Source organism: Streptococcus sp. FDAARGOS_256 (assembly GCF_002289235.2).
GTDB lineage: Bacteria > Bacillota > Bacilli > Lactobacillales > Streptococcaceae > Streptococcus.
On the sequence record NZ_NTGM02000001.1, the window covers coordinates 1029483 to 1054817 of the forward strand.

The following is a 25335-nucleotide window of genomic DNA, read 5'->3' on the forward strand; positions in this document are numbered from 1 at the left end:
GTGTTTAGTTGCTTTCACTATAGATTCATGTTATAATACAAATACTTTGATTATGAAAGGAAAGTAAAAATATGAAATCATACTTTAAAGTATCACTAGCCCTTGTGGCTTCACTTGTCCTCCTACTCGGATGTTCCAAACAAGCATCAACACCTACCAACAGCAGTACCAAAGAAGACACAACAACTCAGTCAAGTGAGAGCAAACAAAGCAGCCAACAATCATCTGAAAAGAAGGAAACAACTAAGACACATACCTTTGTAAACAAAAATAATTCTGGAATCACTTCTACCTTGGTTTATACTGTAGAGGGGGACAATGTTATCAAGCAATCAGCTAATAACATTGCTGATCCTGAAATCCTTGGTGCAACTCCAGAAGATGTCAAGAGTTTTATCGAAGAAAAGTACAAAGGTTATAATGGACTCAAAGGTGTTAAACAAACGATTGAAATCAAAGATGGAAAAGTTGTTCAAGATTTAGAAGTTGATTTCTCAGTTGCAAGCATTAGCGAACTTAGAAAAGCACTTCCTGAAGAATATTCTGGTATCGGCAATCGTGTCAGTTTCTCAAACTCTAAAAAAGCACTGGAAAAAATGGGGTTCACAGAAAAGACGAACTAATCTCCTAAAATTTCATATAGACTAGTGTAGGTCCACCCCAAAAGTTAGACACAACTCTAACTCTTGGGGTATTTTATTACATCCTTAACCGATGAGTCCAATAGAGTCCTCCCAATCCCATAAAAAGTGCATTTAAAACTTCACACCCTTATAAAGCCATAGGATAAAAGTTATTTGAAATAGATAGAGACAAAACTTTAATCGTCTGACTAGTTTCTGTTCATTGGAATGTCAGTTCAGATAAAAGGGTAGGTCTAGTTGATTTTGTAGTAGAATCATGTTATAATACAAAATACTTTGATCATGAAAGGAAATTCTATGAAAACTCTTTTTAAAACTTCACTAGCCCTAGTGGCTTCACTTATCCTCCTGCTCGGATGTTCCAAACAAGCATCTACACCTGCTAGCAGCAGTAGCAAAGAAGACAAAACAACTCAGTCAAGCGAGACCAAACAAAGCAGCCAACAATCATCTGAAAAGAAAGATGAGACAAAAAACTACATTTTTGTTCACAATAGCAATCCCGGAAGAACTTCTACCTTGACATACACTGTTAAGGGGGATGATGTTGTAAAACAAGAAGTCTATAATGTTTTTGACCCTGAAATACTGGACAAGTCAGCAGAAGAGATTAAAGAACTTATCGTGAAAACTTATAAAAAGGAGGAAGGACTTAAAGGCATTACACAAAATATCGAATTCAAAGATGGAAAAGTCATCCATAGCATGGAGGTTGACATGACTGTTGTGAATCTCGAAGAGATGAAAAAAGCAATGCCAAATGAAGTTTCTGGCTCTGGAAGCCGTGTAAGTTTTCTAAAAACTAGAAAAATGCTTAAAGAGGCTGGATATATTGAACAAACCAACTAATGAGTCGTGCTCATACAAAAAATTCTTGGTCGATGACCAAGAATTTTTTTATTCCATCTCAAAAACATCACTCTCTTGTTTGTTTGGTAGAACCAATGAAAGCAAGATTCCGACAATAGCTGGCACTAGCCATGGAAGAGAGGCTGACGCAAACGGAAGGGCATTAATCAGATTTTCTAGAAACTCAATCTTAAAGGAACTTCCAAGGACGCTTGCAAGAGCAATAGCTGTAACAAGCCCAATAGTTAACTGCATGCCCGGTTTTGATAGGGGTACAAACTTATTAACAATCACAATCATCACAATGGCGATGGTGATTGGGTACAATATTACCAGTACTGGCACTGAATACTTAATGATTGCATCAAGTCCAAGATTTGCAATAGCAAATCCAATCAAGGTAAAGGCAGTGGCATAGACCTTGTAGCTGATTTGTGGGAAACGTTCGTTAAAGAACTCTGCTGTCGACACAATCAAGCCAACTGTCGTTGTGAAGCAGGTTACAGTTACCATAACAGCAAGGAAGAGTTGAGCTGTTGAACCAAAGATTTCCTGAGTTGCTTGTGACAAGATATAAACACCTGGTGTTCCACCCTTCATCGCTTCGGCTGGTACTGGAAAGTGATTTCCAAGGAATCCTAAACCGATATAAAGAGCGCTAAAGGCAAGAGCTACAACGATACCAACCACCCAAATAGTTGAAATGTATTCTTTCTTACTGGAGAATCCAAGTTGTTTCAATGTTTGAACAGCAATCACACTAAAAGCCACTGAGGCAAGGGCATCCAAGGTGTTATAACCTTCTAGGAAACCTGTCCCAAAAGCAGAAGTTTGATAAACAGCTGAAGCCGCTTGAGGGCTTGTTCCACCATATTTGAAGGCACCTAGTACAACCAAGATAACGATCAACAAAGCAAAGACTGGCGTTAAGATGCGTCCGATTCGATCCAAGATTTTTGATGGATTGAGTGAAATCAAATACGCTGCCGCAAAATACAGCACGGTAAAGATAATCAATCCTAGACCTTTATTTGCTTCAGACAAGAGGGGACTAATCCCAACTTCGTAAGCTGTTGTGGCTGTACGCGGAATGGCAAAGAAGGGACCAATCGATAGATAGAGGACTGCAAGATAAAGCGTCGCAAACCAAGGTGAGATTTTCTTAGAAATCTCGTGAATGTATCCTTTCGGGTTTAGCGTTCCAATAATAAGTGTCAAGACGGCAATACCGACACCCGAAAATACAAAACCTGCGATGGCAGGAAGAAACTGTTCTCCAGACAAAGCACCTAGAGAAGGTGGAAAAATCAAGTTTCCCGCACCAAAAAATATTCCAAACAGGAGCAAGCCTGTTAGGGCACCTTTTTTAGCCATAATAATCTCCTTCATATTTCTAAAATACTGACCTAGTATACCATGATTAAGACTCTGAAAAAAGTATCCAAAATTAATCATTGAATGTTTTCAATATTTTTAAAAATAAGAATTATCTAAAAACAAAATCCCTCACTCAGTTGGAACCGAGCAAGGGAAGGTTAGGATCTGTCACTATATATTTAAAGATTTTCAAAGGCCGTCATTCCACCTTGGACATTGATAACGTCATAACCCTGTTCAGCTAGAAATTGACAAGCACGCGCTGAACGCATTCCTGATTTACAAATCACGTAGTAAAGCTGGTCTTTGTCTAGTTGTTCATAAGTATCAGCCAATTGACTGAGAGGTAAATTACGAGCACCTTCTAAATGAAGCATCTCGAACTCTTCTACTTCTCTCACGTCCAGCACAGAAAGTGAACTATTCTGGTAAAGCTGGTAAAATGCATCGAAGGAAATATCTTTCATTCTTTTTCTCCTAAAATGGTTTTAATTCTTTTTTTCAACTCTGGCACTACTTCTGACTCAAACCAAGGATTTTTAGCCATCCAAATTTGATTACGGGGAGAAGGGTGAACTAGGGGGAAATACTCAGGCAAATGGTCTTTGTAATGTTTTACCCGCTCTGTTACCTTGCCACTAACCTTCTCATGAAGATAATAGGCCTGAGCATATTGTCCAATCAAAAGGGTCAATTCAATATTTGGACATTCCTTGAGGAGTTGTGGGTGCCATTTTTCGGCAAAGCCTTTACGAGGTGGAAGGTCGCCTGATTTTCCATGTCCTGGAAAGTAGAAATCCATAGGCAAAACAGCAAAATAACCTGAATTGTAAAAGGTGTCCTCATCCACACCTAGCCACTCACGCAAGCGATCGCCACTCTTATCCTTCCAATAAATCCCAGCTTCTTGCGTTTTAAGCCCAGGAGCCTGACCGACAATATTGATACGGGCAGTTTTTGGCGCCGCAAAGAGAGGTTCGATTCCGCGTTCTGTATAGCTGGTATTTTGCGGATCCGCCATAATGGCTTGCTTGATTCTTTCAATTTGAGACATCTGTTTTCCCTCCAAAAAGAAGTCCAAGCATACAATCTCAGACTTCTATCATTTTATTTGATCAGTTCATAAATAGCTTCTGCATAGATTGCTGCTGCTCGGAAGAGATCGTCCAAGGCGATAAATTCATTAGCTTGGTGCATGGTGTCAATAGAGTCTGGGAACATGGCACCGTAGGCAACTCCACGTTCCAGCAAGCGACCAAAGGTACCACCACCGATGACTTGCTCGTGACCTTGGAGACCAGTTTGTTTTTCATAAACATTCAACAAGGTTTGAACGAGTGGATCTTCCATTGGTACATAGTGAGGGGTATGACCGTGTTCAGAAAGGCTAACAGAAGCAACTGGTAAGTTTTCAAGAACTGACTGGATTTGCTCTGGACTTGTTCCTTTTGGATAACGGAAGTTGAGGGCAATGGTATTGTCAGCACTTGTTTCATCAAAGCGGAAGACACCGGCATTCATAGAAAGGGCACCCATCTTTTCATCTACATGAGCAACCTTGAGATTTGTACCCTCATGGTCGTTCAAGAGAATCTTACCAGCGATGTTAAGGTAGTCTTTTGCAGGTCCTGCAAAGTCAAACTGGCTGAGGAAAAGGGCAAGATAGGTCGCACCATTGACACCTGATGCAGGCATAGCACCATGGGCTGATTTACCAATGATGGTGACCTTGTATTTGCCAGCATCTTCTTGAATTTCTCCTCTGAGTTTGTATTCTGCAACAAAGGTATCTAGTTTAGCTTGCAAGTCAGCCAGGTCGCCTGAAACGACTGCTGTTGCTGATTCAGGTACCATGTTTTCACGCAAACCACCTGTGAAGCTGTGAAGGCGAGCTGCACCAGTATTTTCACCTGCAAAATGGAGATATTCTGTGATATTCCCTTTTTCACCATTGATGATAGGGAATTCAGCATCTGGAGAGAAACCGAAGTCTGGTTTCGCAAGTCCTACATGTTCAAAGTAGTAGTCCATGTCTGCCCAGCCTGATTCTTCATCTGTTCCGACGATGAAACGAACTTTTTTAGAAGTTGGAAGCCCCAATTCTTTGATGATTTTCAAACCATAGTAACAAGCTGTTGTAGGCCCCTTGTCGTCTGAAGCTCCACGCGCATAAAGGCGACCGTCTTTGATAGTTGGTGTATAAGGGTCCGTGTCCCAACCGCTACCAGCTGGCACCACGTCCATGTGAGCAAAGATTCCGAGAACTTCTTCTCCTTCACCAAACTCAAAATGTCCTGCGTAGTTATCAACATTTTTAGTTGGATAGCCATCACGGTCTGCGATTTCAAGGAATTTTTCCAAGGCTTTTACTGGACCAGGTCCAAATGGATGCTCAGCATCGGCTTTGCTGTCATCACGTTCTGAGTTGATTTCCAAAAGGCTAAACAAGTCAGCCAAGAGGTCTTCTTTGCGTTTTTCTACTTCTGCTGTAAAATCAATAACTGTCATTTTTTCTTCCTATCTCTTCTCGATAATTTCATCTACTGGCAAGCGGTAGCTTGGTTCCAATTTCTCATCTGTGTATCCAACTGTGATCAAGAGTTCTGGACGGAATCGGTCTTCAATGTCCAAAACTTCGTTGGCTTTTGATTTGTCAAATCCAAGAATAATGTTAGAACCGATTCCTTGGTCTGTCAGAGCAAGAACCAAGTTCATGGCAACCAAACCTGCATTGAGGGCTAGGTAGTCGCTGACTTGTTGTTCACTGTAACGCGCAAATTCAGCTGGCAGATTCTTCATAAAATATTGAAGTTGCTCTTCAGAAAAGTTATTAGCGCCGCCAACTCGGGCAATCTTACGAGCACGTTTAGCCAAATCTGTGTCGGTAAACAAGGCAATGGTTACAGGTGCTGCTGACACCTGCTCAAAGTTCGAACCATATGCCAACTTTGCCAGTTCAGCATTTTTTTCACGAACGACTACAAACTTCCATGGCTGGCTGTTGTGGGCACTTGGGGCCAAGGTTGCGATTTCGATAGCCGTACGCACATCTTTGGGATCTACTGGTTTATCAGTAAAATGCTTAGTCGCATGACGTTTTTTATTTAATTCAAGAAATTTCATAATCGATTTCCTTTTCTAATTCTACTGCATCCATTCTACCATATTTTGAAAGAGCTTGCAGAGATTTTTCATAGAAAGAAATTGGAACAAGGATGAGTAACCAAACGAAATCCATCATTTAAGTCAGGGATTCCCTCATCCAGTTCCAACTAATTTTCAGGGGTTTAAAGAAACTAGTCTATCTTGTATTCTGACTTTATAGCCTCCAAAAATTCTTTCACATCCTCTACATACCCATACTTTTCTATTAAGCTAGCTAAGAGTTCTAGATTGTGCCCCCGATAATTGTCTTCTCGGCGTAGTTCTTCATACATTTCGATAAAAGGAAGCCCCTTGGATTTGGCTAATTCTAACTCTGCTTCATAATCATAGGAAACTTTTCGGAATAAAATGTTTACCAATTCTCCATCTTCCACTTCTATCACGGCATACTGGGCACGGTGATTTTTTAACGCCTCCCAATCAAAATAGGGCATGCCAATCGTACCTGGATTGATGATTTGTTGCCCTTGGCTACCGTAACGAAGCAACTGCTTGTGAACATGACCATAGACTGCCACATCAACTTCATCATCTAGGAGTTGGTCAAATTTCTCTGTATCATTCTCAACTAGCAAGTCACCACCATAGTTCTTATTTGGCAAATTATGAGAAAGAGAAAAACGCAGTCCGTCAACTTCTCTCTTTTCTAGCATAGGTAAGCTTCGCAGCCAGTCAATCGTTGCAGGATCCATTCGCTCCATCAAATACTGCGTCATACGCAAGAGCTGGACTTCCTGTGGGTCTTCCAAGCCATATTGCCCATCTAAAGCCTCAAGGACACAATCATCCCAATTGCCTCGAACACTTGCCGTGATAGGAAGTTCCTTTAACAGAGCGACCAAGTCATTTGCACCTGGACCAGGGAGGAAAATGTCTCCCATGAGCCAGTATTCACTGACTCCTTGTGCTTTAGCATCTGCAATCACTGCTTCTAATGCCGTCGCATTGCCATGAATATCTGATAAAATTGCGATTTTATGGTTCATGATGATTTCCTTCCGTTTGGTAATTTACTCTCTCTTCTGCTACTTGAGTCAACTCCACTTCTTCCTGCGGATTCAACTTTCCCTGAACAGCTTCTGCGACTGCTCTTGGCACCCCAACTTCGACAATTTCATCCACACTGGCTTCCTTGATTTTAGTGAGAGATTTAAAATGCTTCATGAGATTCTGTTTACGTTTAGGTCCCAGACCGTCAATCCCATCCAATTGAGATGAAAAAGAATTTTTGGAGCGCAGTTGGCGGTGGAAAGTGATAGCAAAGCGGTGTACCTCATCTTGAATGCGTTGGAGGAGGAAAAATTCCTGAGAATTGCGAGACAACTCCACCACTTCCAGCGGATCTCCAAAGAGCAATTCATGGGTTTGGTGCTTATCATTCTTTTGCAGACCTGCAATTGGGATATCCAAACCTAGCTCTTCTTGAATAACTTGCTTAGCGATATTGACTTGACCTTGCCCCCCATCAATGACAATCAAATCTGGCGGGGTTAAACCATCACGTTGAACTCGGCCATAACGTCTGCGAATAACCTCTCGCATACTAGCATAGTCATCTGGGCCAACAACCGTTTTTATCTTGTACTTTCGGTAGTCTTTTTTACTCGGTTTGCCATTGACAAAGACCACCATAGCTGAAACAGGACTGGTTCCCATGATATTAGAGTTATCAAAGGACTCGATACGGACTGGGGTCGGGATTTGGAGCAAGCGTCCCAGATTTTCAATAGCTCCTTGGGTCTTTTCGACTGATTTTTCTAGCAGATTGAACTTCTGCTCCAGACTAACACGGGCATTTTTGATGGCTAGATTGACCAGTTGTTTTTTCTCTCCACGTTGGGGCTTGAAAATCTTGGTATCCACCAAAGCCTTAACGGCTTCTTCATCGATATCCTGCGGAATCAGCACCTCATTGGGAACCAGGTGAGATTTTTCTTGATAGAATTGTCCCACATAGGTCAAGAAGTCCTCATCCGGATCATTGTAGTAGGGGAAGAGATTGACATCCCGCTCAATGAGCTTGCCTTGACGAACAAAGAAAACCTGAACACACATCCAGCCCTTATCCACATAGTAACCAAAGACGTCCCGATTTTGCAAATCTTTCGCCATGACCCGTTGCTTGGTCCGAAGCGTTCCAATCGCCTGAATCAGGTCACGGTATTCCGCCGCACGTTCGAACTCCATACTTTTGGCTGCCTTTGCCATCTTGTCCTTGAGGTCATCAATGATTTTATCATCCTGCCCTTTTAGGAAATCAGAAACCTCCTGAGCCATGGAATGGAAATAAGCCTCATCTTTTTTACAGATGGTGTGAGCCATACATTGGCCAATATGGTAATAAAAACAGACTTTAGAGGGTGGGTTGGTACATTTCCGAAAAGGAAAAATCCGGTCCAATAGTCGCTTGATTTCATTGGCTGCGCCCACATCCGGATAGGGACCAAAATAGAGTCCTCCGTCTTTCTTGACCTGACGGGTGATAATCAAGCGAGGATAACGCTCATTGGTGATTTTGATGAAGGGATAGGACTTATCATCCTTGAGCATGATATTGTACTTGGGCTGATTTTCCTTGATGAGGTTGATTTCTAGAAGAAGTGCCTCAATATTGGACTCAGTGACGATAAATTCAAAATCTACAATTTCAGACACCAGTGCCTCCGTCTTGGTATCGTGACTCCCACGGAAATAGGAGCGCACGCGATTGCGTAGATTTTTAGCCTTTCCTACATAGATAATGGTGCCATTTTTATCCTTGTGAATATAACAACCAGGGCTGGTTGGCAGGAGCTCTAGTTTTGATTTGATCAAGTTATTCATAGTTCCATTATAGCAAAAAGGCCGTGACAGGACGAACAAAAAGCCCCACCGATCACTTGATGGAGGAGCTTTGATTTCTTTTCAGATTGCACCGACTTCATCTAGTCGCTACTGGTATAGAGTTCTTGAACAGCTGTCACATCCTGGGGCTGAATCCCATAGTAAGAGCCGGCAGGCTGCATAACAGAAGTTTCGTTGGTATGATCCAATCCGATGGCATGCCCCAGCTCGTGCTCCGCCGTGTGCACGATCCGTTCATAAGAATAACCATAGTTTGGATTGGATAGATAATAGTGATTCAGGCGAACCGTTACAGATATAAATTGTTTGGTTAACAAATTGGTTTGACTCTCGGCTTGACCTGCTACAGCGGTCGATCCATCATTCATCTCACTTGCCACAATATCTGCCTGACTAGGATCCGCAACCACCTCAAAGGTAAAGGCTCCCGTTTGATTCCAGTTTTTTATAGCTTCTGCATAGGCACCTTGGAAGGTCTCATCCATTTGAGGTTCAATATAGATGCGAGCTGAGGCCTGAGCCCACTTGCCTTCTGCATGTTGGTGACTGTCTGTCTGAGACAAGACTTCCAGCGTTCCCGTCTCCCTCCATTGATTCCAGCCACCTTGACCAATCTTGCTCATTTTTTCAACCTGATTGACCGCAGAATGAAAATCACCAGACAGATACCAAACCACTCCAAAAGCAATGAGCAGTAGAATGACCACGGTCCAAACCAGACGCCAGAAGAAACGCCAAATTCCCAAAAGAAATCGGAACAATAATCGAATAATCCAGAACATGACGCCCCACCTTTCATAAAAATAAGAACCTATCTTGAAATCACATTCTCCTTGATCAAGATAGATTCTCTATTTTACTGAAGAAAGCTGAAAGAAACCTAAAACTAAGATAAGCGCTCTTCCAAAACAAAGTCAATTGGTAGAGTAGCCAAAAAACGCTCCAATTGTTTTTCCCAGTAGTACCACTCGTGCTTACCTGGACTATGACTATAGGTCACCTCAAAACCAAGATTTTTGAGGTTTTTCACTGCGAGGTTATTGGCAGAGTAGAGATAGTCTTGCTCCCCACACCAAGCCCATAGTTTGGTCTTTTTATCGGATTTTGCAGCCATGCTTTCAAGCGAATGAGGACTAGATGTCCAGTCTTTAATCTCTCCAAAAACTCCTCGCCAGTAGGCAAGTGACCCCAGATCCTGACTTTCAGGAGAAAATTCCTGAAAACTGAGCGCACCAGAAAAACTAGCCGCATGAGAAAAACGATTTGTTGACAGAGCGAGTTTGAAGGAGCCGTAACCACCCATGGAAAGACCAGCTATAAAGGTCTTTTCTCGCTTGCTGGTCATATTGGGGAAGAAACGTTTCATGACCTGAGGTAACTCTTCTGCTAGAGCAGTATAGTAGTTATAGCCATACTGAGTATCTGTGTACCAGCCATTATTTGTATTGGGCATGATAACAATGAGATTGGTTCCACGCAACAAGCGTTCGACATTGGTACGTTTGAGCCAGCTATTTTGATTTCCTGACATTCCGTGCAAAAGATAAAGGACAGGAATATCTGTGCAATCTGGTTCAGTCACCCGACTAGCATCTGGATAGAGTACGGTAACGCCCCACTCCATATCCAAAACTTTTGAGTAATACTCAATATTCATAACTGCCATGGTTGTCTCCTTTTACTATTCTATAAGAAAAAGCCGAATTTCGACTTTTTCTGTAGGTATGCTGCTTATTATTTTGCCTCCATCACGACTGGCAAGATTGCTGGACGACGCTTGGTTTGATCAAAGAGGTACTTAGTCAGATTGTCACGAACCTTTCCTTTGAGATCTGCCCAGTCAAAGTCATCACCTTGAAGATACTCTTCTACCGTTTGGTTAATCAATTCTGAACTTTCACGGAGAATATCGCGGCTCTTCTTGAGATAAACAAATCCACGCGTATGAACACGGGCCTTGGCCACAATTTTCTTCTCACGACGGTTGACAGTGATCGCCACGATAAAGATTCCATCCTCTGACAAGACCTTACGGTCACGAAGGACGACATTTCCAACATCCCCGATGGCATTTCCGTCAATCAAGACATCACCTGCAGAAACTGCTCCAGCTGGAACAAAGTCTCCATGTTCATAAGACATGGTTGTTCCCTTTTTAGGAATGAAAATGCGCTCTGGCAACATCCCAACTGCCATGGCAGCCTTGGCATGCGCATCCAACTCACGGTACTCCCCTTGGATAGGGAAGAGGTAGTTCGGTTGCAAAAGATTGATCATCAACTGCAAATCACGCGCATTCCCGTGTCCGGATACTCGCAAGCTTTGGGTAATGAGTTTCACCACACCACCAGCTTGGTAGATCATGTTTTCAACACGCGCCATGACAGCTTCTTTGGCGATAGATGGAGTCGTTACGATATAAACCAAGTCTCCATCTTTGATTTCCACATAGCGGTGGCGACCGATGGACATCTTGCGAAGTCCATTAATAGGCTCACCCATACGGCCCGTCTCGAGGATAATCAGCTCATGGTCTTCAAAACGAGACATTTCTTTTGGTTTGATCAAGAGACTTTCGTTAGCTAGAGATAATTTTTTGAGACGAATCGCAGTGCGGACGATATTTTCAATATCAAATCCAGTCAAAACAACTCGGCGACCTGTGTCTGCTGCAGCATCAAAAACCTGCTGGATACGAGAGAGGTTGCTGGCAACTGCTGCAACGATGATACGACCTTCCCAGTCTGCAATGGTCTGGGTAATTTCGTCTCCAACTTCACTCTCACTCGCCACCTGGATATTGCTGTCTGCATTGGCTGAATCACTGAGGAGCGCCAAGACACCATCACGACCGATTTCTGCCAAACGAGCAAAATCCGTCGCATAGGATTCGCTAGCTGTCTGGTCAAACTTGAAGTCCCCTGTGTAAACAATGCTACCTTTTGGAGTTTTCAAGACGACTCCCAAACTTTCTGGAATGGAGTGAGTTGTACGGAAGAAGGAAACCTCAGTTCCTCCAAAGTCAATCTCCGTATCCTCATCAATCACATGGAAGTCATTGAATTTCTTAACCGTATCATTTCCTTTGACAAAGAGTTTGGCCAACTCAATGGTCAACTCAGAACCAAACACAGGCACCTTAGCCTCTGCTAAAAGATAAGGCAAGGCACCAATAGCATCCGCATGTCCGTGGGTCAAGAAGACCCCAGCGATACGGTCGCTATTTTCAAAAAGGTAGTCCATATTTGGAATGACGACATCAACACCTAGTTGTTCATTTTCAGGGTATTTAAGCCCTGCATCCAAAACAAAAATTGAATTGCCAATCTCAGCGATGTACATATTTTTCCCATTTTCTCGTACACCACCTAGTGTTGTTAAACTAATATTACTCATTTTTCCTCCGAAACTTCATTTATCTTGATTATAGGGTGAATTTACCCTCTTATTCTAAAAGTTCTCAAACTCTCAGCCGAATCTTTTCCTACCATTATACCATTTTTTTGATTATTTTCAAAACGAAGATAGGTTTTTAACTAGAGATTAGTCACTACTGTGAATCAAATCTCTTTACTTTGACTTCTCTTTTGGAGGCTTCATCTAAGATAATAGAACGATTGTACCATCAAAACTATGGACTTTCTGAATCAATTTGATTTCAGATACCTTTCTCGAACCCTAAATTTCTCTTTTAGTTCAAAAAAACTTACTTTTACCTCTCGACTTGAGAACTATTTTTTTCAAAGACATGGTTTATCCACATCCAAAAGCGAGAATTGCCTGTTCGCTACAAAATCTAAAAAATTTTCAGCAATTAGCCACTAAGATGGAGGGTAACGATAGGAAATTTTTTCAAAAAGAAAAAAGACTTAGAAATTCTAAATCTTTTTATCATCTTTAGTTTGGATAGATATAAGTGACGTTTCCTAAAAATTCGTGTGGATTAAAGAAGCCACGATAATTTGCAATCTGCTTTTGACGTCTGTAGTTTGCTTCCAATACCTGGATAGAGTTTTCACTTTGAACATCTGTTACATAAGCAACGTGTCCATATTCACCACCGTCCCAAACGGCGATTGCTCCTACTACTGGAACACTTCCTGTCTTATAGCCTTGAGCACTCGCGTAGATTGCCCACGTGTTAGCATTTCCCCACCAGTTGCTAGCCCAAGGCGCCAATTCTTTCACGCCCCATGTACACTGACCAACAGGATAAGAGTTTCCATAGTTTGTAGGAGTCTTTTCGACAACATCCTCTGTATCTGATACCACATTCGCAGTACTAGCTGGAGCACTGTAGGCAGAGCTAGCCTGAGCGGAACCACTCACTTCCAATACATCGCCTGGGTGGATAGTGTCAAAGATAGTTTTTCCATTCAAAGCTGCCAACTCATGCGGATCCATGCCGTTTGCAGTTGCAATGGCATAAAATGAATCACCATCTTGGACAACGTAAGAGTTCGCATGAACAGTTTGAGCCCCAACTGTAGCTAAAATAGCCGTAGAAGTCAAACCAAGAGTCAGTTTCGTAACTGTTTTTTTCATAACTAGGTTCCCCTTATATTTTCTTGATAAGACAATCATACTTGATTTACATGTCAGTTAGTTTAGAGTTATATTTTAGTCATGTTACAAAAATTTATACTTTTACTACATAAGGTTTAAAAGCAGACATCGTATAAAGTGATAGAAGAGAATAAAAAATGAAACGTTTTCCCCAATCTTTACATCAGTAAACCACTCAAAAGACCGTCTTATCAACCACTCCCACACCAAGCATTTATCCGTCAAAAAGAGACCGAGATAGGTCATCTCAGTCCCTTTCCATCTATAACTCCATTAAAAAATCATACATTTCCTGCACGGTACCCAGCGCCATCATTTCTTGATTTTTTACAGTTTGTTTGAGATTTTGGTAAATCTGACTTTCAGCAATTTCCCTTTTTGGCGCTTCTTTATTGACTGTCATGACCCCATCTTTGATAGTTACAAAGCCCAGTTCCTCAAATACTTGGATCATCTTGACCAGCAAGATTTGTTGGATATTGAGATAAGCCGCCAAATCTTTCAGCTTGTAGCGAATATCAAACTCTGGGAACTGGTAAATGGTCTTGTACAATTTGGCAAACTGCTCTCTAGTTCCATAACCTGTCAGATAGTAGGCCTTGTCAATGTCATTTTTGAAATAGACAGCTGAGAAATTCTGTTCCTGAAAAACGGTCTTCAGCAGGGTAATATCCTCGGGAATGGTTTTCACAACCACAGCATCACTAGTCGCTAAATCTGGCACCTCTCCAGAGAAATCCAAGACTGGAACCCCTTCTGGCAGGGCTACGTTCTTCCCACGAATGTTAAAGAGTTGAACACCCTCCACACGCGCATCCACCATCATTAACTGGAGGGCAGTTTGGCCATTCCATTGGTTGACAGACAGGGTGACTGCCAATTCTAGATTCTTGGTTTGAGCAAACTCTGTTGCCCATCTACCTTGTCCGAAGGCCACCACTTCAAAACTCGCCTCACCCTTGGAAATTTTTAGTTTGAGGTGGGCATTGCCTGCTCCCATGGTTCTGGCACTTTCGACATGAAAATCCTTGATATAAAAGACAGGTTTCTGATTGTCCATTCCAAAAGGTGCCAAGCGTTCAAAACTTTTGACCGTTTCCAAGCTAAGCGTCTCCAAGTCTAGCTCTTCATCTAGATTTAACTTGTTCTTACCACTAGCATCTGCGCCTTTTTCACGGATATAGTCTTCCAAAACCTGAGATAAATCTGAAAGTTTCTCAACTTCCAGCGTCATTCCTGCTGCACCAGCATGGCCGCCAAAGGCGATAAAGAGGTCTCGATGGGGATCCAGAGCCTCAAAAATATCGACAGCTTCCACGCTACGAGCACTGCCCTTGGCACGACCATCTTCTATATTAAGAACGATAACTGTCTGCCCTAGCTCTTCCAACAAACGACCAGCAACGATACCCAGAACGCCAGGATTCCAGCCTTCCTTGGCCAAAACCTGGACCTTCTTCTCAGGATCCACCATGGTCTTAGCTTCTTCATAAATTGACTGAACGATTTCCTTGCGCTCTTCGTTTTTCTGATGAATCATGAGGGCAATCTCATGAGCTTCCTCGTCGTCAAATCCAGTCAACAAATCAATGGCCGGATTAGGATCATCCAAGCGCCCCAAGGCATTTAAACGAGGGGCAAGCTGAAAACCAATCGTTTCTTCTGTTACTTCGTTGGCAGCAATCCCAACCATATCCAGCATTTCTTGTAGACCAATGCGCTGAGTATGCCCCAACATTTCCAGACCATATTGAACCAAGATACGGTTTTCATCTGTCAGGCTCACCATATCTGCAATGGTACCGATAGCGACCAAATCAAGCAATTCCACTTGCACTTCTTCTAAAAGGGCGCAAGCCAGCTTGAAAGCCACTCCGCATCCGGCCAAATATTTGAAGGGATAGTCTGCATCCGGATGCTCAGGATGGACAATCGCATAGGCTTCAGGAAGGGTTTCCGGCATGGAATGGTGGTCGGTCACAATGACATCCACTCCCATAGCCTGAGCCAATTCAATGGCCTCATGACCAGCAACCCCATTGTCCACTGTCACAATCAAGGAAATTCCCTCTTGCTCGATAAAGTATTTATAGACACTGGCATTGGGACCATAGCCATCGGTAAAGCGATTTGGTAGGTAAACACGGCACTCCGCACCAAGCTGTTCCAAACTTTCCTTCACAATCGAAGCCGAAGTCATGCCATCCGCATCATAGTCACCGTAAACGAGGATATTCTCCCCTTCTTCAATGGCCTGACGAATCCGTTCCACTGCCTTTTCCATATCATGGAGCAGATAGGGGTCATGTAAGTCCTCTAAAGAAGGTTCTAAAAACTTCTTTAGACTTTCTTCATCCTGAATCCCTCTTTCAAATAATAACCGAGCCACCTCAGGACCCAGTCCAGCCTTCTTGGCTATCTTTGTAAAATCCGCATCTTCAACCTGCGGGGCAAACTGCCATTCATAAGTAGGAGTTATCAAAAAAACATCCACTCTTTCTAAGAATTCTATCGTTTCATTATAACATGATTTAGGCATTTTCTCTATCCAGATTGCTTTTTTATAAAATTTTAGTGAATTTTTTTCAGATATGATTTGACAAGAACATTCTTTTGGTGTAGAATCATGTTATAAAATCTAACACAAAGGAGATCTCTCATGACTTTAGTAGAATTTAAACACGTCGAAAAATATTACGGAGACTACCACGCACTCCGCGACATCAATCTCCGTTTTGAAAAAGGACAAGTTGTTGTCCTGCTTGGACCTTCTGGTTCTGGGAAGTCCACTCTTATCCGTACCATCAATGGTTTGGAGGCTGTTGACAAAGGAAGTCTCCTAGTCAATGGACACCAAGTAGCAGGTGCTAGCCAGAAAGATTTGGTGCCTCTTCGTAAGGAAGTCGGCATGGTTTTCCAACATTTTAACCTTTATCCACACAAAACAGTGTTAGAAAATGTGACACTTGCTCCCGTTAAAGTTCTTGGAATTGATAAAAAAGAAGCTGAAAAAACAGCCCAAAAATATCTGGAATTTGTAAATATGTGGGACAAGAAAGATTCCTACCCAGCTATGCTGTCTGGTGGACAAAAACAGAGAATCGCCATCGCACGTGGTCTTGCCATGCATCCGGAACTCCTCCTCTTTGATGAACCAACATCTGCCCTTGACCCTGAAACCATCGGAGATGTTCTAGCAGTTATGCAAAAACTGGCACATGATGGGATGAATATGATCATCGTTACCCACGAAATGGGCTTTGCCCGTGAAGTTGCGGACCGCATTATCTTTATGGCAGACGGAGAAGTTTTGGTGGATACGACAGATGTCGATGACTTTTTTGACAATCCAAGCGAACCTCGTGCCCAACAATTCCTCAGCAAAATTATCAACCATGAAAGTGACAAAGTCAAATAAGGAGGCGCCTATGAAAAAGAAACTCTTTTTATCAGCATTATTGATTAGCCTTTTCGGTCTTGCTGCTGCCAAACCAGTTCAGGCTGATACTAGCGTCGCAGACATTCAAAAAAGAGGTGAACTGGTTGTCGGTGTCAAACAAGACGTTCCTAATTTTGGCTACAAGGATCCTAAGACAGGGACTTATTCTGGTATCGAAACGGACTTAGCTAAGATGATTGCAGATGAACTCAAGGTCAAGATTCGCTATGTGCCTGTTACCGCTCAAACCCGTGGTCCACTTCTAGACAATGAACAGGTCGACATGGATATCGCAACCTTCACCATCACAGACGAACGTAAAAAACTATACAACTTCACCAGTCCCTACTATACGGATGCTTCTGGTTTTTTGGTCAATAAATCTGCCAACATTAAAAGCATTGAAGATCTAAACGGTAAAACGATCGGAGTTGCCCAAGGTTCCATCACCCAGCGCTTGATTACTGAACTTGGCAAAAAGAAAGGTCTAACCTTTAAATTTGTCGAACTTGGTTCCTATCCAGAATTGATTACTTCCCTTCACGCTCACCGTATTGATGCCTTTTCTGTGGACCGCTCTATCCTGTCTGGCTACATCAGCAAACGGACAGAACTACTAAATGATAGTTTCAAGCCATCTGACTACGGTATCGTCACCAAGAAAGCAAATACCGAGCTCAACGACTATCTTGATAACTTGGTCACTAAATGGACCAAGGACGGTAGTCTTCAAAAACTCTATGACCGTTACAAACTCAAACCATCTAGCCATACCGCAGATTAAGGAGGACACCCCATGACAGATTTATCATCTTGGACAGCCTATTTTCAGGATTTTGGACAATTTTTCAATGGTTTCCTCTTCACCCTTGCCCTAGCGGTTGGATCCTTTATCCTCGCCATGGTTTTGGGCATCTTCTTCGGGGCCATGTCAACCAGTAAACGCCCATTCTTGCGTGTTTTGGCTCGTATCTTTGTCGAATTTTACCAAAATACTCCCCTCTTGGTGCAGTTTGTCATCGTCTTTTATGGTTTGCCTCTTATCAGTGAACACACCATCATGATTCCGATTTATTGGACAGCTGTACTTTGTGTGGGACTCTATCACGGCGCTTATATTGCTGAGGTTATTCGTTCAGGGATTCAGTCTATTCCTAGCGGTCAGATGGAGGCCGCCTTGTCGCAAGGTTTTACTTATATCAGTGCCATGCGCTTGATTATCTTGCCTCAAGCCTTCCGTATCATTCTCCCTCCATTGACCAACCAAATCGTTAACCTCATCAAGAACACCTCTACCGTAGCTATCATCTCTGGAGTAGACTTGATGTTTGTGACTAAGTCTTGGTCGGCTCTCAACGGAAATTATATCCCAGCCTTTTTAGGTGCTGCTCTTCTCTACTTTGCCCTATGCTTCCCTGTTGCCCAGTTTGGTCGCAAGATGGAGCAAGCCAACAAAAAAGCCTATTCACTTTAGGAGGTTACTATGGAATCTATTTTAGAAGTTTTGACCCCAGATAACCTAGTCTTTATCTTTAAAGGATTCGGCTTAACTCTCTACATTTCTCTGATTGCTATCGTCCTCTCGACCCTTATCGGAACAGTACTAGCCGTCATGAGAAATGGGAAAAATCCTGTCTTACGGATCATCTCCAGCATTTATATCGAGTTTGTACGTAACGTTCCCAACCTCCTCTGGATTTTCACCATCTTTTTGGTGTTTAAAATGAAGTCCACACCGGCAGGTATCACTGCCTTTACCCTCTTTACCTCAGCAGCCCTGGCTGAGATTATCCGAGGTGGTCTCAATGCCGTAGACAAGGGACAATACGAAGCAGGAATGTCACAAGGATTCACTTCAGCCCAAATCCTCTACTACATCATTCTCCCACAAGCGATCCGTAAAATGCTGCCAGCTATCATTTCTCAGTTTGTAACCGTGATCAAGGATACCAGTCTTCTCTACTCTGTTATCGCCCTACAAGAACTCTTTGGCGCCAGCCAAATTCTCATGGGACGCTATTTCGAACCAGAGCAGGTCTTCAGTCTTTATATACTGATTGCCTTAATTTACTTTATCTTTAACTTTGCTATTTCCAGCCTGTCTCATAAGCTAGCAAAACGTTGGCAACAAGCTGCGGAATAAAAACGAAATGTGAACTCAAAACAAGGGTTCACATTTTTTTCTATAGATGGAAAAGAGTAACTCAATGCTATGCAAACGTTTTACTTTTTGGTAAAATGACTTTAAAACCATAAAGCAAGGAGAAAAATCATGATCCACGAACTTTGCAAAGAATTCTCTCAACTGGAACAAGTAGAAGCTATCGCTCTTGGTGGCTCTCGTGCAGGACAAGCCTACGATCAAAATTCTGACTATGACGTTTATGTCTATCTCAACTCTTCTATTGATGAGGCGACTCGCCTCAAAATTTTGAGCAAATACTGCTCCTATATGGAAATTGGAAACCAGTTTTGGGAATTAGAGGACGACTGTGTACTAAACAACGGTATCCAAATCGAGTTGATTTATCGTTCGCTGGAGTCGTTTGAACAAGAACTAAACTCAACTGTTTTTCAGCATCAAGCCCAAAACTCTTATACAACCTGTATGTGGCACAATCTACTCCACAGCAAGATTCTATACGATCCGAATGGACACTATGCTTCGCTCCAAAAGACTTACCAGATTCCCTATCCACAGGAACTCAAAAAGCATATCATTGAAAGGCAACTCCTTTTGCTAGACCAAGCCATGCCTGCCTTCTCTCACCAAATAGAAAAAGCTATCAAACGCCAAGATCTTCTTAGCATGAATCATCGTACGAGTGAGTTTTTTGCTTCCTACTTTGACTTGTTATTTGCGCTCAATGAGCAAACCCATCCTGGTGAAAAACGAATGTTGGAGTACGCAAAGACCCATTGTACACTCCTCCCTAAGCAATTTGAAGAAACTATTAGCAAGTATTTCCAACTACTCTACCAACCGCAACAAGGAGAACAAGCGGTCGTGACCTTGCAAACTATCCTGAAGGAACTAAAAGCCATTTTGCCATAGACCAAAAAGAAAATGTGAACCTCTGTTGCTGTTCACATTTTTATTTGTCGTTGACTGTAAAATTCTAGTCTACTCATATTCAGTTGCCTATTTTTGACTCTCTCTGAAAATCTGCAACTAGGTTAGAAATTGTTCAATTGATTGACGAGCAATCATGAAACCGTTCCAAAAACCGCACTCACAATCACTTACCCTGCTCTTTCATTACTAGTGACAATTTTTCCCTTAGGGTTACTACAAGATTTTTTAGAGATTCTAACAAGAATTACAATATGAATTTTACATATTACCATAGAACACCTCTATAGGAGAAAATCAGAGCTAAAATTAATAAAATATAGAAGGCGAGAAAAAGCCATCTCATCTTCACACATAGAGCAATGTATTCTCTGATAAAGGCCGATGGGATATAGTAGGCGGCTGTACGGCAACCAAGACCATCTCCCTTCATCCCAATACAGCGAGCATAGGTACTGGTACGAAAAACATGGTAATCATTGGTCACAAAGAGAAAACGTGGACTGGTCACCAGCTTCTCTCCCATTTCTTTTGAGAAGAGAAGATTCTCATAGGTCGTCGTTGAGTCTTCCTCTAGGAGAATCGCTTCTCTCGGAATATCTGTCTCTTCCAACAAATAATTACAAATTGCCTGAGCTTCGGATATCTTTTCATCTCCACCTTGACCACCACTCGCGATGATTTTAACATTGGGATTAAGAGACTGGCGATAGGCTTCTACTGCCTTATCAATGCGACTCTTTAGTAAGGGAGTCACTTTTTCTCCATTCAACAAGCCTGCTCCGTGAATGATGATAAAATCATAATATTTTTTCTTAGGAATAAAAAGATACAGGATAGAATAAAGCAGAAATCCTGCAAAGGCAAAACCAAAAATCAAATACGAATAAATCAAAAAGAAAAAGATAATATTCACTAGATGATTGGTGTAGAACAAGCCCTTGGTATCGCTCACTCGAATTGCCATGATTACAAAAAAGAATAGAATCACGCAGCCTAATCCTAGAGACAAATAATTTGCCTTGGATTTTCCTTCTTTTTTCAATAACACAAATCCATTATAAATAAGGAAAAAACCACTTAGAAAAACTAAAAGAGGCAGCAGGAGAAAAATCCCTGCAAAGAAAACCATGTGCACTTCTTTCTGCCCAGCTTCGTAAAAAAGATTGGCAATGGACATATAAGAAAAGAGCAGAGACAAAAGCAAGAGAGCTGGATTCCAGAGACTGCGATTGTCCCTTAAAAACGAAACGAGAAAAAGTAGGACAAAAAATCCTGTGATAAAGTACATAGTCTCCTCCTTTAATGACTACATTGTACCATAATTATAGCAATAGAAAAAGAGAACCTTAGTCCTCTTACTTAGACAGTTTATTCTGAGCATCTGCTACAACCTGAGCCAGACTTGTCTGACGCAGTTGGTTTTCCATAGCTTCTTGAACATCGAACAGCTTTTGGTCCAAAACTGCATGGATATTCGCACCAATTGGGCAATTAGGATTTGGATTGTCATGGAAACTAAAGAGCTTACCAGATTTTCCTAAACACTCCACAGCTTGGTAGACATCCAACAAACTGATCTCTTGAAGGTCTTTTATTATCTCAGTTCCTCCCGTACCACGAGCAACTGAAATCAATCCAGCTTTTTTGAGTTGCGATAAAGTCTTACGGATAATGACTGGATTGACTCCGACACTAGCCGCAAGAAAATCACTGGTTACCTTGCTGTCTGTATCCTGCATTGCAATAATAATCATCATATGAGTCGCAATTGTAAATCGGCTTGAAATTTGCATCTTCTTCTCCTTTCATTGATATTTTATTCATCTTTTCCCGTATAAACATTATACCTTTTTTGCTTATCCTGTCAAATATTAACGAATGATTACCTTCTCCATGCAAAAAGTCCTGTATCCCTCTTGGCAACCAGAGCGGTAGAGGGCATACAAAGACTTATTTTTTTATACAATTTTACGGACAATCCCTTTTGTTTTATGACTTGACCAGACTGAGCTGATAGACACCCCAGCACCAACTAAGGTAAACACAGCTAACATAGCTAGATTATAAAAATAGTTATCTGGGAAATCACCGCTAAAGATTAATTGATTCACCACTCGGAAAGCAAAGGGAAACTCAACCCCTAGTTTGGCAACGACTTCCATCGCCAAGTCAATTTGATTTACTAGAAAGACAGTAATCACCATCCAAATAGAGGAAATCACAATCCCCTTTCGAGATACCTTTCTTCCAAGGATTTCATATCCTTTAATGGTACAAATCCCTAGAACGATACCCGCTACCATAGCTACATAACCTAGACGTGCGATAAATAGAGCAACTGCTCCACCAATCAAGGCTCCCAGCAATGCACCAACTGCTCCAAGAAGAACATTTTCCTTCTGGTTTTGATAAGAATCCACCTCGATCTGAAGGTTGCTCTTCAGCAATTGATAGCTTTCCTCGTTGATAAGGAAAATTGAATCACCTAATTGATAGAGACCAACGGGACCCTCCTGACCGCTATAGGCACACACTTGGACGAAATGATGGGTTTCAAGGAATGCAACGAGGTCTGTTATGAGCGTCTGTAACTTTTCAATTGTTTTGGATTTGCGCATTGCACCTTTTACGACAAAAGAAACAAGGTACTGATTGATAGACAAGGTCGACAAGTTTGGAAGAGATTCACTCTTAAACTCATCCCAAACCAATTCATTTTCTTCTGAATCCGCAGGATTGCCATTCAAACTCACACTGACACAAAGTCGAAACTGATTTTTCACATCAGTTTCTTGCAGGAAAAGTAAATAGCCTGACTGCGTGCCATAAATACTACGCGAATCTTCGTCAAATTGCAAGCCCAACTCCGAGGCAATAGCGTGTAACTCTTCTGGTTTCATTATCTGTCTCCTCTTATTTTGAATATCAATTAGTATGAGATTCAAATTAGTTATATTCCGTTATTCTAACATAAATTTGAGAAGCCGTCAATTCGTATCCAGTTCGACTTATCGGGAAACAGCAGTCACTAGACTATCTTATTTCTAGCTAGAAGTCCTCTTAAAACCAATCTTTCTTGTCTCTTTCCATCCAGAGTTCAACATCCTGATCATAACCTTCTTGTTCACTAATCTGACCTAACAATTCATGGTTATGAGTATGGTGAATCCCATTTACCAAACTTTCATAGTAGATTTGGAAATAGGGGAGCTTCAAATCCTTAGCCAACTGCAATTCAGCTTCTACATCATAATCCACTCGACGAAAATCAATATCAGCCAAACCAGCTTCATCAAACTCTAAGGTCATATACTGGGCCCGCAGGTCCTTACGCAACTTCGCATCTAGAAAGAAAGGTTGTCCAATGGAACCTGGATTAAGAATCAACTGTCCATCACTTCCATAACGAAGCAACTGTTGGTGAATATGACCATATACTGCGATGGAGGCATGTGGTTCCGTTACTAATCTATCAAAATCTTCTTGTTTTCCCGTATGGATCAATTCTCTACCCCAGTTTTTATCAGGGAGATGGTGAGTGATTCCTACCGTTAAATCACCAAACTGACGATGAACTTGCATGGGTTGATTATTGAGGTCTTCGATTTCTTTAGAGCTAATCTCCTCTAAGATGTACTGACTTTGACGCAGGAGATAACGATGGCTTGCTTTTGTAGGATCTAACTTGCGATGCAGGCCTCGCCAGAGACTATTCTCCCAATTTCCCAGAACTCTTACTGTAATAGGCAAGCTAGCTAAGAGGTCCAATATCCTTCTACGCCCTGTTCCTGGCATGAGAATATCTCCCAAAAGCCAGTACTCGTCTACCTCTGCCGCTCTTGCATCAGCCAGTACAGCTTCCAAAGCTGTCGTATTTCCATGTATGTCTGAAAGAACTGCTATTTTGGTCATTCTTTCTCCTTACTCTCTTACTTCTTTTGTTAGTATTATAACAGAAAACACTCGAAAAGATTACTATCACTAATCACTGGATTAAATTGTAAGAGCTTCTAACTCGTGCTATAATATAAGTAGAGATTTCCCCTTCATTTAGGATTATGTGGTCTACAATATCTCTCAATTTTTCCAGATTGGAGGACTATTGCCATGCGGAATTATCTTAAGCATATCCCATTCTACCTTGTCATTTTCTTTTTTTACTGGCCACTCTATGAACTCCTCTCTCTACTCATCTCTGACCCATATACACTGAAGGGACTGTACATTTACAACATCATCCTCTTTTCACCTCTGGTAACCTTTATCGTATCACTACTTTATAGCTATCGATTTCATTTCTCACTTTGGTGGCTACTCGGTATTGGTCTGCTCTATTGCTTTACCATCATCACCTTTGGTGAATTCATTTTTCTTTATCTCGTAGCCTATGAAAGCTTTGCCCTACTTGGCTTGGCTTCTGGTGTGGGGATCAAGCATGTCTTCCAGCGAGAGAAAAATAAAAAAATTATACAAAAACCTTGAAAATTCTCGCAATCATGCTATAATAATGCATAGAGACAAGTCACTTAGTCCCTTTCTACTAGAGAGTGCGTGGTTGCTGGAAACGCATAGAAAGCCTAAACTGATACTACTCTACTGACTTTTATGAAAACATAAAACGGTGGCTACGTTAAAGCCAATCAGAGGTGTCAACAGTTTTTGTTGTGCATAAATGAAGGTGGAACCACGTTGCGACGTCCTTTCGAGGATGTCGCTTTTTGTTTTGTCAGAAGGAGGAAGAACGATGCTTTATATGATTGGCGGATCGCCTTGCAGTGGAAAGTCAACAATTGCCTCACTTCTTGCTAGACAGTATCAACTACTTCATATCAAACTGGATGATTTGGTAGAAGAGATGATGAGTCAAGCAAGTGCAGACTCACAGCCAATTTGCCTTCTTAGGCAGGATAGAAATCCAGAACAAATCTGGATGAGAAATCCAGAAGAGATGGCAGATGAAGAATGGCGCTTTTATGAAGAGATTTTTCCTTATGTAAAATCTTACTTGATAAAAAATCAAGATAGACCTCTCTTGGTTGAGGGAGCAGGACTTTTGCCTCACTTGGTAAAGGAGCTTGAATGCCCAGCGTCTTCCTATCTATGCTTGACTCCGACAGCTGATTTTCAAAAAAAGCATTATATACAGAGAGAATGGGTTCCTTATGTCTTAGAGGGTACAACCAACCCTGAGCAAGCTTTTGAAAACTGGATGCAACGAGACATTCTTTTTGCCCAAATGGTTCGTAAGGAAGCGATGAAATTAGGCTATCCTAGTCTCGTAACAGATGGCAGTCAATCAGAGAATCAGACTGCGGAAGAAGTTGCTCGGCTCTTAAAATTGTCCAACAAAAATAGAATAAATATTTAAGGAGAAA

General features: G+C 41.8%; 25 protein-coding genes. 9 read left to right on the plus strand and 16 right to left on the minus strand.

Translation table 11 applies throughout. The features are described from left to right. Positions 1-71: 71 nt before the first annotated feature. Entirely contained in the window at positions 72-623 is a 552-nt protein-coding gene (locus A6J84_RS05275; RefSeq protein ID WP_049505244.1) for a DUF1307 domain-containing protein, read from the plus strand. A 318-nt stretch (positions 624-941) separates the two neighbouring features. Beyond that, complete coding sequence (locus A6J84_RS05280; RefSeq protein WP_084922035.1) at positions 942-1493, plus strand: DUF1307 domain-containing protein; 552 nt, start codon at positions 942-944, stop codon at positions 1491-1493. A gap of 48 nt (positions 1494-1541) precedes the next feature. On the opposite strand, the gene brnQ is transcribed toward A6J84_RS05280, so the two are convergent. From brnQ to recJ, 12 genes are all read right to left on the minus strand, one after another. Beyond that, positions 1542-2867 (minus strand): branched-chain amino acid transport system II carrier protein, encoded by a 1326-nt coding sequence (brnQ, locus tag A6J84_RS05285; RefSeq protein WP_193756709.1) that lies wholly within the window; start codon positions 2865-2867, stop codon positions 1542-1544. Between the two features lie 182 nt (positions 2868-3049). Next, on the minus strand, positions 3050-3337 hold the full coding sequence (locus A6J84_RS05290) for a rhodanese-like domain-containing protein (protein ID WP_095726194.1): 288 nt from the start codon (positions 3335-3337) through the stop codon (positions 3050-3052). Beyond that, positions 3334-3924 carry a uracil-DNA glycosylase family protein gene (locus tag A6J84_RS05295; RefSeq protein ID WP_095726195.1) on the minus strand — a complete coding sequence of 197 codons (591 nt, stop codon included), beginning with the start codon at positions 3922-3924 and terminating at the stop codon, positions 3334-3336. Before A6J84_RS05295 ends, A6J84_RS05290 begins: the two co-directional genes overlap by 4 nt. 53 nt (positions 3925-3977) lie before the next feature. After that, positions 3978-5378 (minus strand): dipeptidase PepV, encoded by a 1401-nt coding sequence (gene pepV / locus A6J84_RS05300; protein WP_095726196.1) that lies wholly within the window; start codon positions 5376-5378, stop codon positions 3978-3980. Between the two features lie 9 nt (positions 5379-5387). Then, on the minus strand, positions 5388-5993 hold the full coding sequence (locus tag A6J84_RS05305) for a nitroreductase family protein (protein WP_000670151.1): 606 nt from the start codon (positions 5991-5993) through the stop codon (positions 5388-5390). Between the two features lie 173 nt (positions 5994-6166). Then, positions 6167-7021: a metallophosphoesterase family protein gene (locus A6J84_RS05310; RefSeq protein ID WP_095726197.1), complete on the minus strand. Its 855-nt coding sequence runs from the start codon at positions 7019-7021 to the stop codon at positions 6167-6169. Further along, entirely contained in the window at positions 7011-8858 is a 1848-nt protein-coding gene (uvrC, locus tag A6J84_RS05315; RefSeq protein WP_095726198.1) for an excinuclease ABC subunit UvrC, read from the minus strand. Before uvrC ends, A6J84_RS05310 begins: the two co-directional genes overlap by 11 nt. 101 nt (positions 8859-8959) lie before the next feature. Then, positions 8960-9661 carry a M57 family metalloprotease gene (locus tag A6J84_RS05320; protein WP_095726199.1) on the minus strand — a complete coding sequence of 234 codons (702 nt, stop codon included), beginning with the start codon at positions 9659-9661 and terminating at the stop codon, positions 8960-8962. A gap of 104 nt (positions 9662-9765) precedes the next feature. After that, on the minus strand, positions 9766-10545 hold the full coding sequence (locus A6J84_RS05325; RefSeq protein WP_095726200.1) for an alpha/beta hydrolase: 780 nt from the start codon (positions 10543-10545) through the stop codon (positions 9766-9768). 68 nt (positions 10546-10613) lie between these two features. Then, a complete protein-coding gene (locus tag A6J84_RS05330) occupies positions 10614-12275 on the minus strand; it encodes a ribonuclease J (RefSeq protein ID WP_095726201.1) in 1662 nt (553 codons plus the stop codon). A gap of 501 nt (positions 12276-12776) precedes the next feature. Continuing rightward, a complete protein-coding gene (locus A6J84_RS05335; RefSeq protein WP_000754474.1) occupies positions 12777-13424 on the minus strand; it encodes a COG3942 and LysM peptidoglycan-binding domain-containing protein in 648 nt (215 codons plus the stop codon). A 283-nt stretch (positions 13425-13707) separates the two neighbouring features. Beyond that, positions 13708-15927: a single-stranded-DNA-specific exonuclease RecJ gene (gene recJ, locus A6J84_RS05340; RefSeq protein ID WP_185758121.1), complete on the minus strand. Its 2220-nt coding sequence runs from the start codon at positions 15925-15927 to the stop codon at positions 13708-13710. 177 nt (positions 15928-16104) lie between these two features. Between recJ and A6J84_RS05345 the strand changes: the two genes are divergently transcribed. The 5 genes from A6J84_RS05345 (at position 16105) to A6J84_RS05365 (ending at position 19939) form a co-directional block, all read left to right on the plus strand. After that, positions 16105-16863 (plus strand): amino acid ABC transporter ATP-binding protein, encoded by a 759-nt coding sequence (locus A6J84_RS05345; protein ID WP_000177026.1) that lies wholly within the window; start codon positions 16105-16107, stop codon positions 16861-16863. Between the two features lie 10 nt (positions 16864-16873). Continuing rightward, positions 16874-17668: a transporter substrate-binding domain-containing protein gene (locus A6J84_RS05350; RefSeq protein WP_000727689.1), complete on the plus strand. Its 795-nt coding sequence runs from the start codon at positions 16874-16876 to the stop codon at positions 17666-17668. 12 nt (positions 17669-17680) lie between these two features. Continuing rightward, positions 17681-18358 carry an amino acid ABC transporter permease gene (locus A6J84_RS05355; protein ID WP_000131156.1) on the plus strand — a complete coding sequence of 226 codons (678 nt, stop codon included), beginning with the start codon at positions 17681-17683 and terminating at the stop codon, positions 18356-18358. Positions 18359-18367: 9 nt separating this feature from the next. After that, positions 18368-19027 carry an amino acid ABC transporter permease gene (locus A6J84_RS05360; protein ID WP_000443890.1) on the plus strand — a complete coding sequence of 220 codons (660 nt, stop codon included), beginning with the start codon at positions 18368-18370 and terminating at the stop codon, positions 19025-19027. Positions 19028-19156: 129 nt separating this feature from the next. Next, complete coding sequence (locus tag A6J84_RS05365) at positions 19157-19939, plus strand: DUF4037 domain-containing protein (RefSeq protein WP_070656943.1); 783 nt, start codon at positions 19157-19159, stop codon at positions 19937-19939. 286 nt (positions 19940-20225) lie between these two features. Here the strand turns inward: A6J84_RS05365 and A6J84_RS05370 are convergent, their stop codons facing one another. The 4 genes from A6J84_RS05370 to A6J84_RS05385 form a co-directional block, all read right to left on the minus strand. Then, positions 20226-21248, minus strand: a complete 1023-nt coding sequence (locus tag A6J84_RS05370; RefSeq protein ID WP_070656942.1) for a YdcF family protein — start codon at positions 21246-21248, stop codon at positions 20226-20228. 67 nt (positions 21249-21315) lie between these two features. Continuing rightward, positions 21316-21753 (minus strand): Rrf2 family transcriptional regulator, encoded by a 438-nt coding sequence (locus A6J84_RS05375; RefSeq protein WP_070656941.1) that lies wholly within the window; start codon positions 21751-21753, stop codon positions 21316-21318. A 165-nt stretch (positions 21754-21918) separates the two neighbouring features. Further along, complete coding sequence (locus A6J84_RS05380) at positions 21919-22860, minus strand: hypothetical protein (RefSeq protein WP_084945356.1); 942 nt, start codon at positions 22858-22860, stop codon at positions 21919-21921. A gap of 160 nt (positions 22861-23020) precedes the next feature. Continuing rightward, positions 23021-23872: a metallophosphoesterase family protein gene (locus A6J84_RS05385; protein ID WP_095726202.1), complete on the minus strand. Its 852-nt coding sequence runs from the start codon at positions 23870-23872 to the stop codon at positions 23021-23023. A 195-nt stretch (positions 23873-24067) separates the two neighbouring features. Here A6J84_RS05385 and A6J84_RS05390 point away from each other — a divergent pair, with 195 nt between their 5' ends. Then, positions 24068-24442: a hypothetical protein gene (locus tag A6J84_RS05390; RefSeq protein ID WP_095726203.1), complete on the plus strand. Its 375-nt coding sequence runs from the start codon at positions 24068-24070 to the stop codon at positions 24440-24442. 262 nt (positions 24443-24704) lie between these two features. Further along, positions 24705-25328: an AAA family ATPase gene (locus A6J84_RS05395; protein ID WP_095726204.1), complete on the plus strand. Its 624-nt coding sequence runs from the start codon at positions 24705-24707 to the stop codon at positions 25326-25328. Positions 25329-25335: the final 7 nt, after the last annotated feature.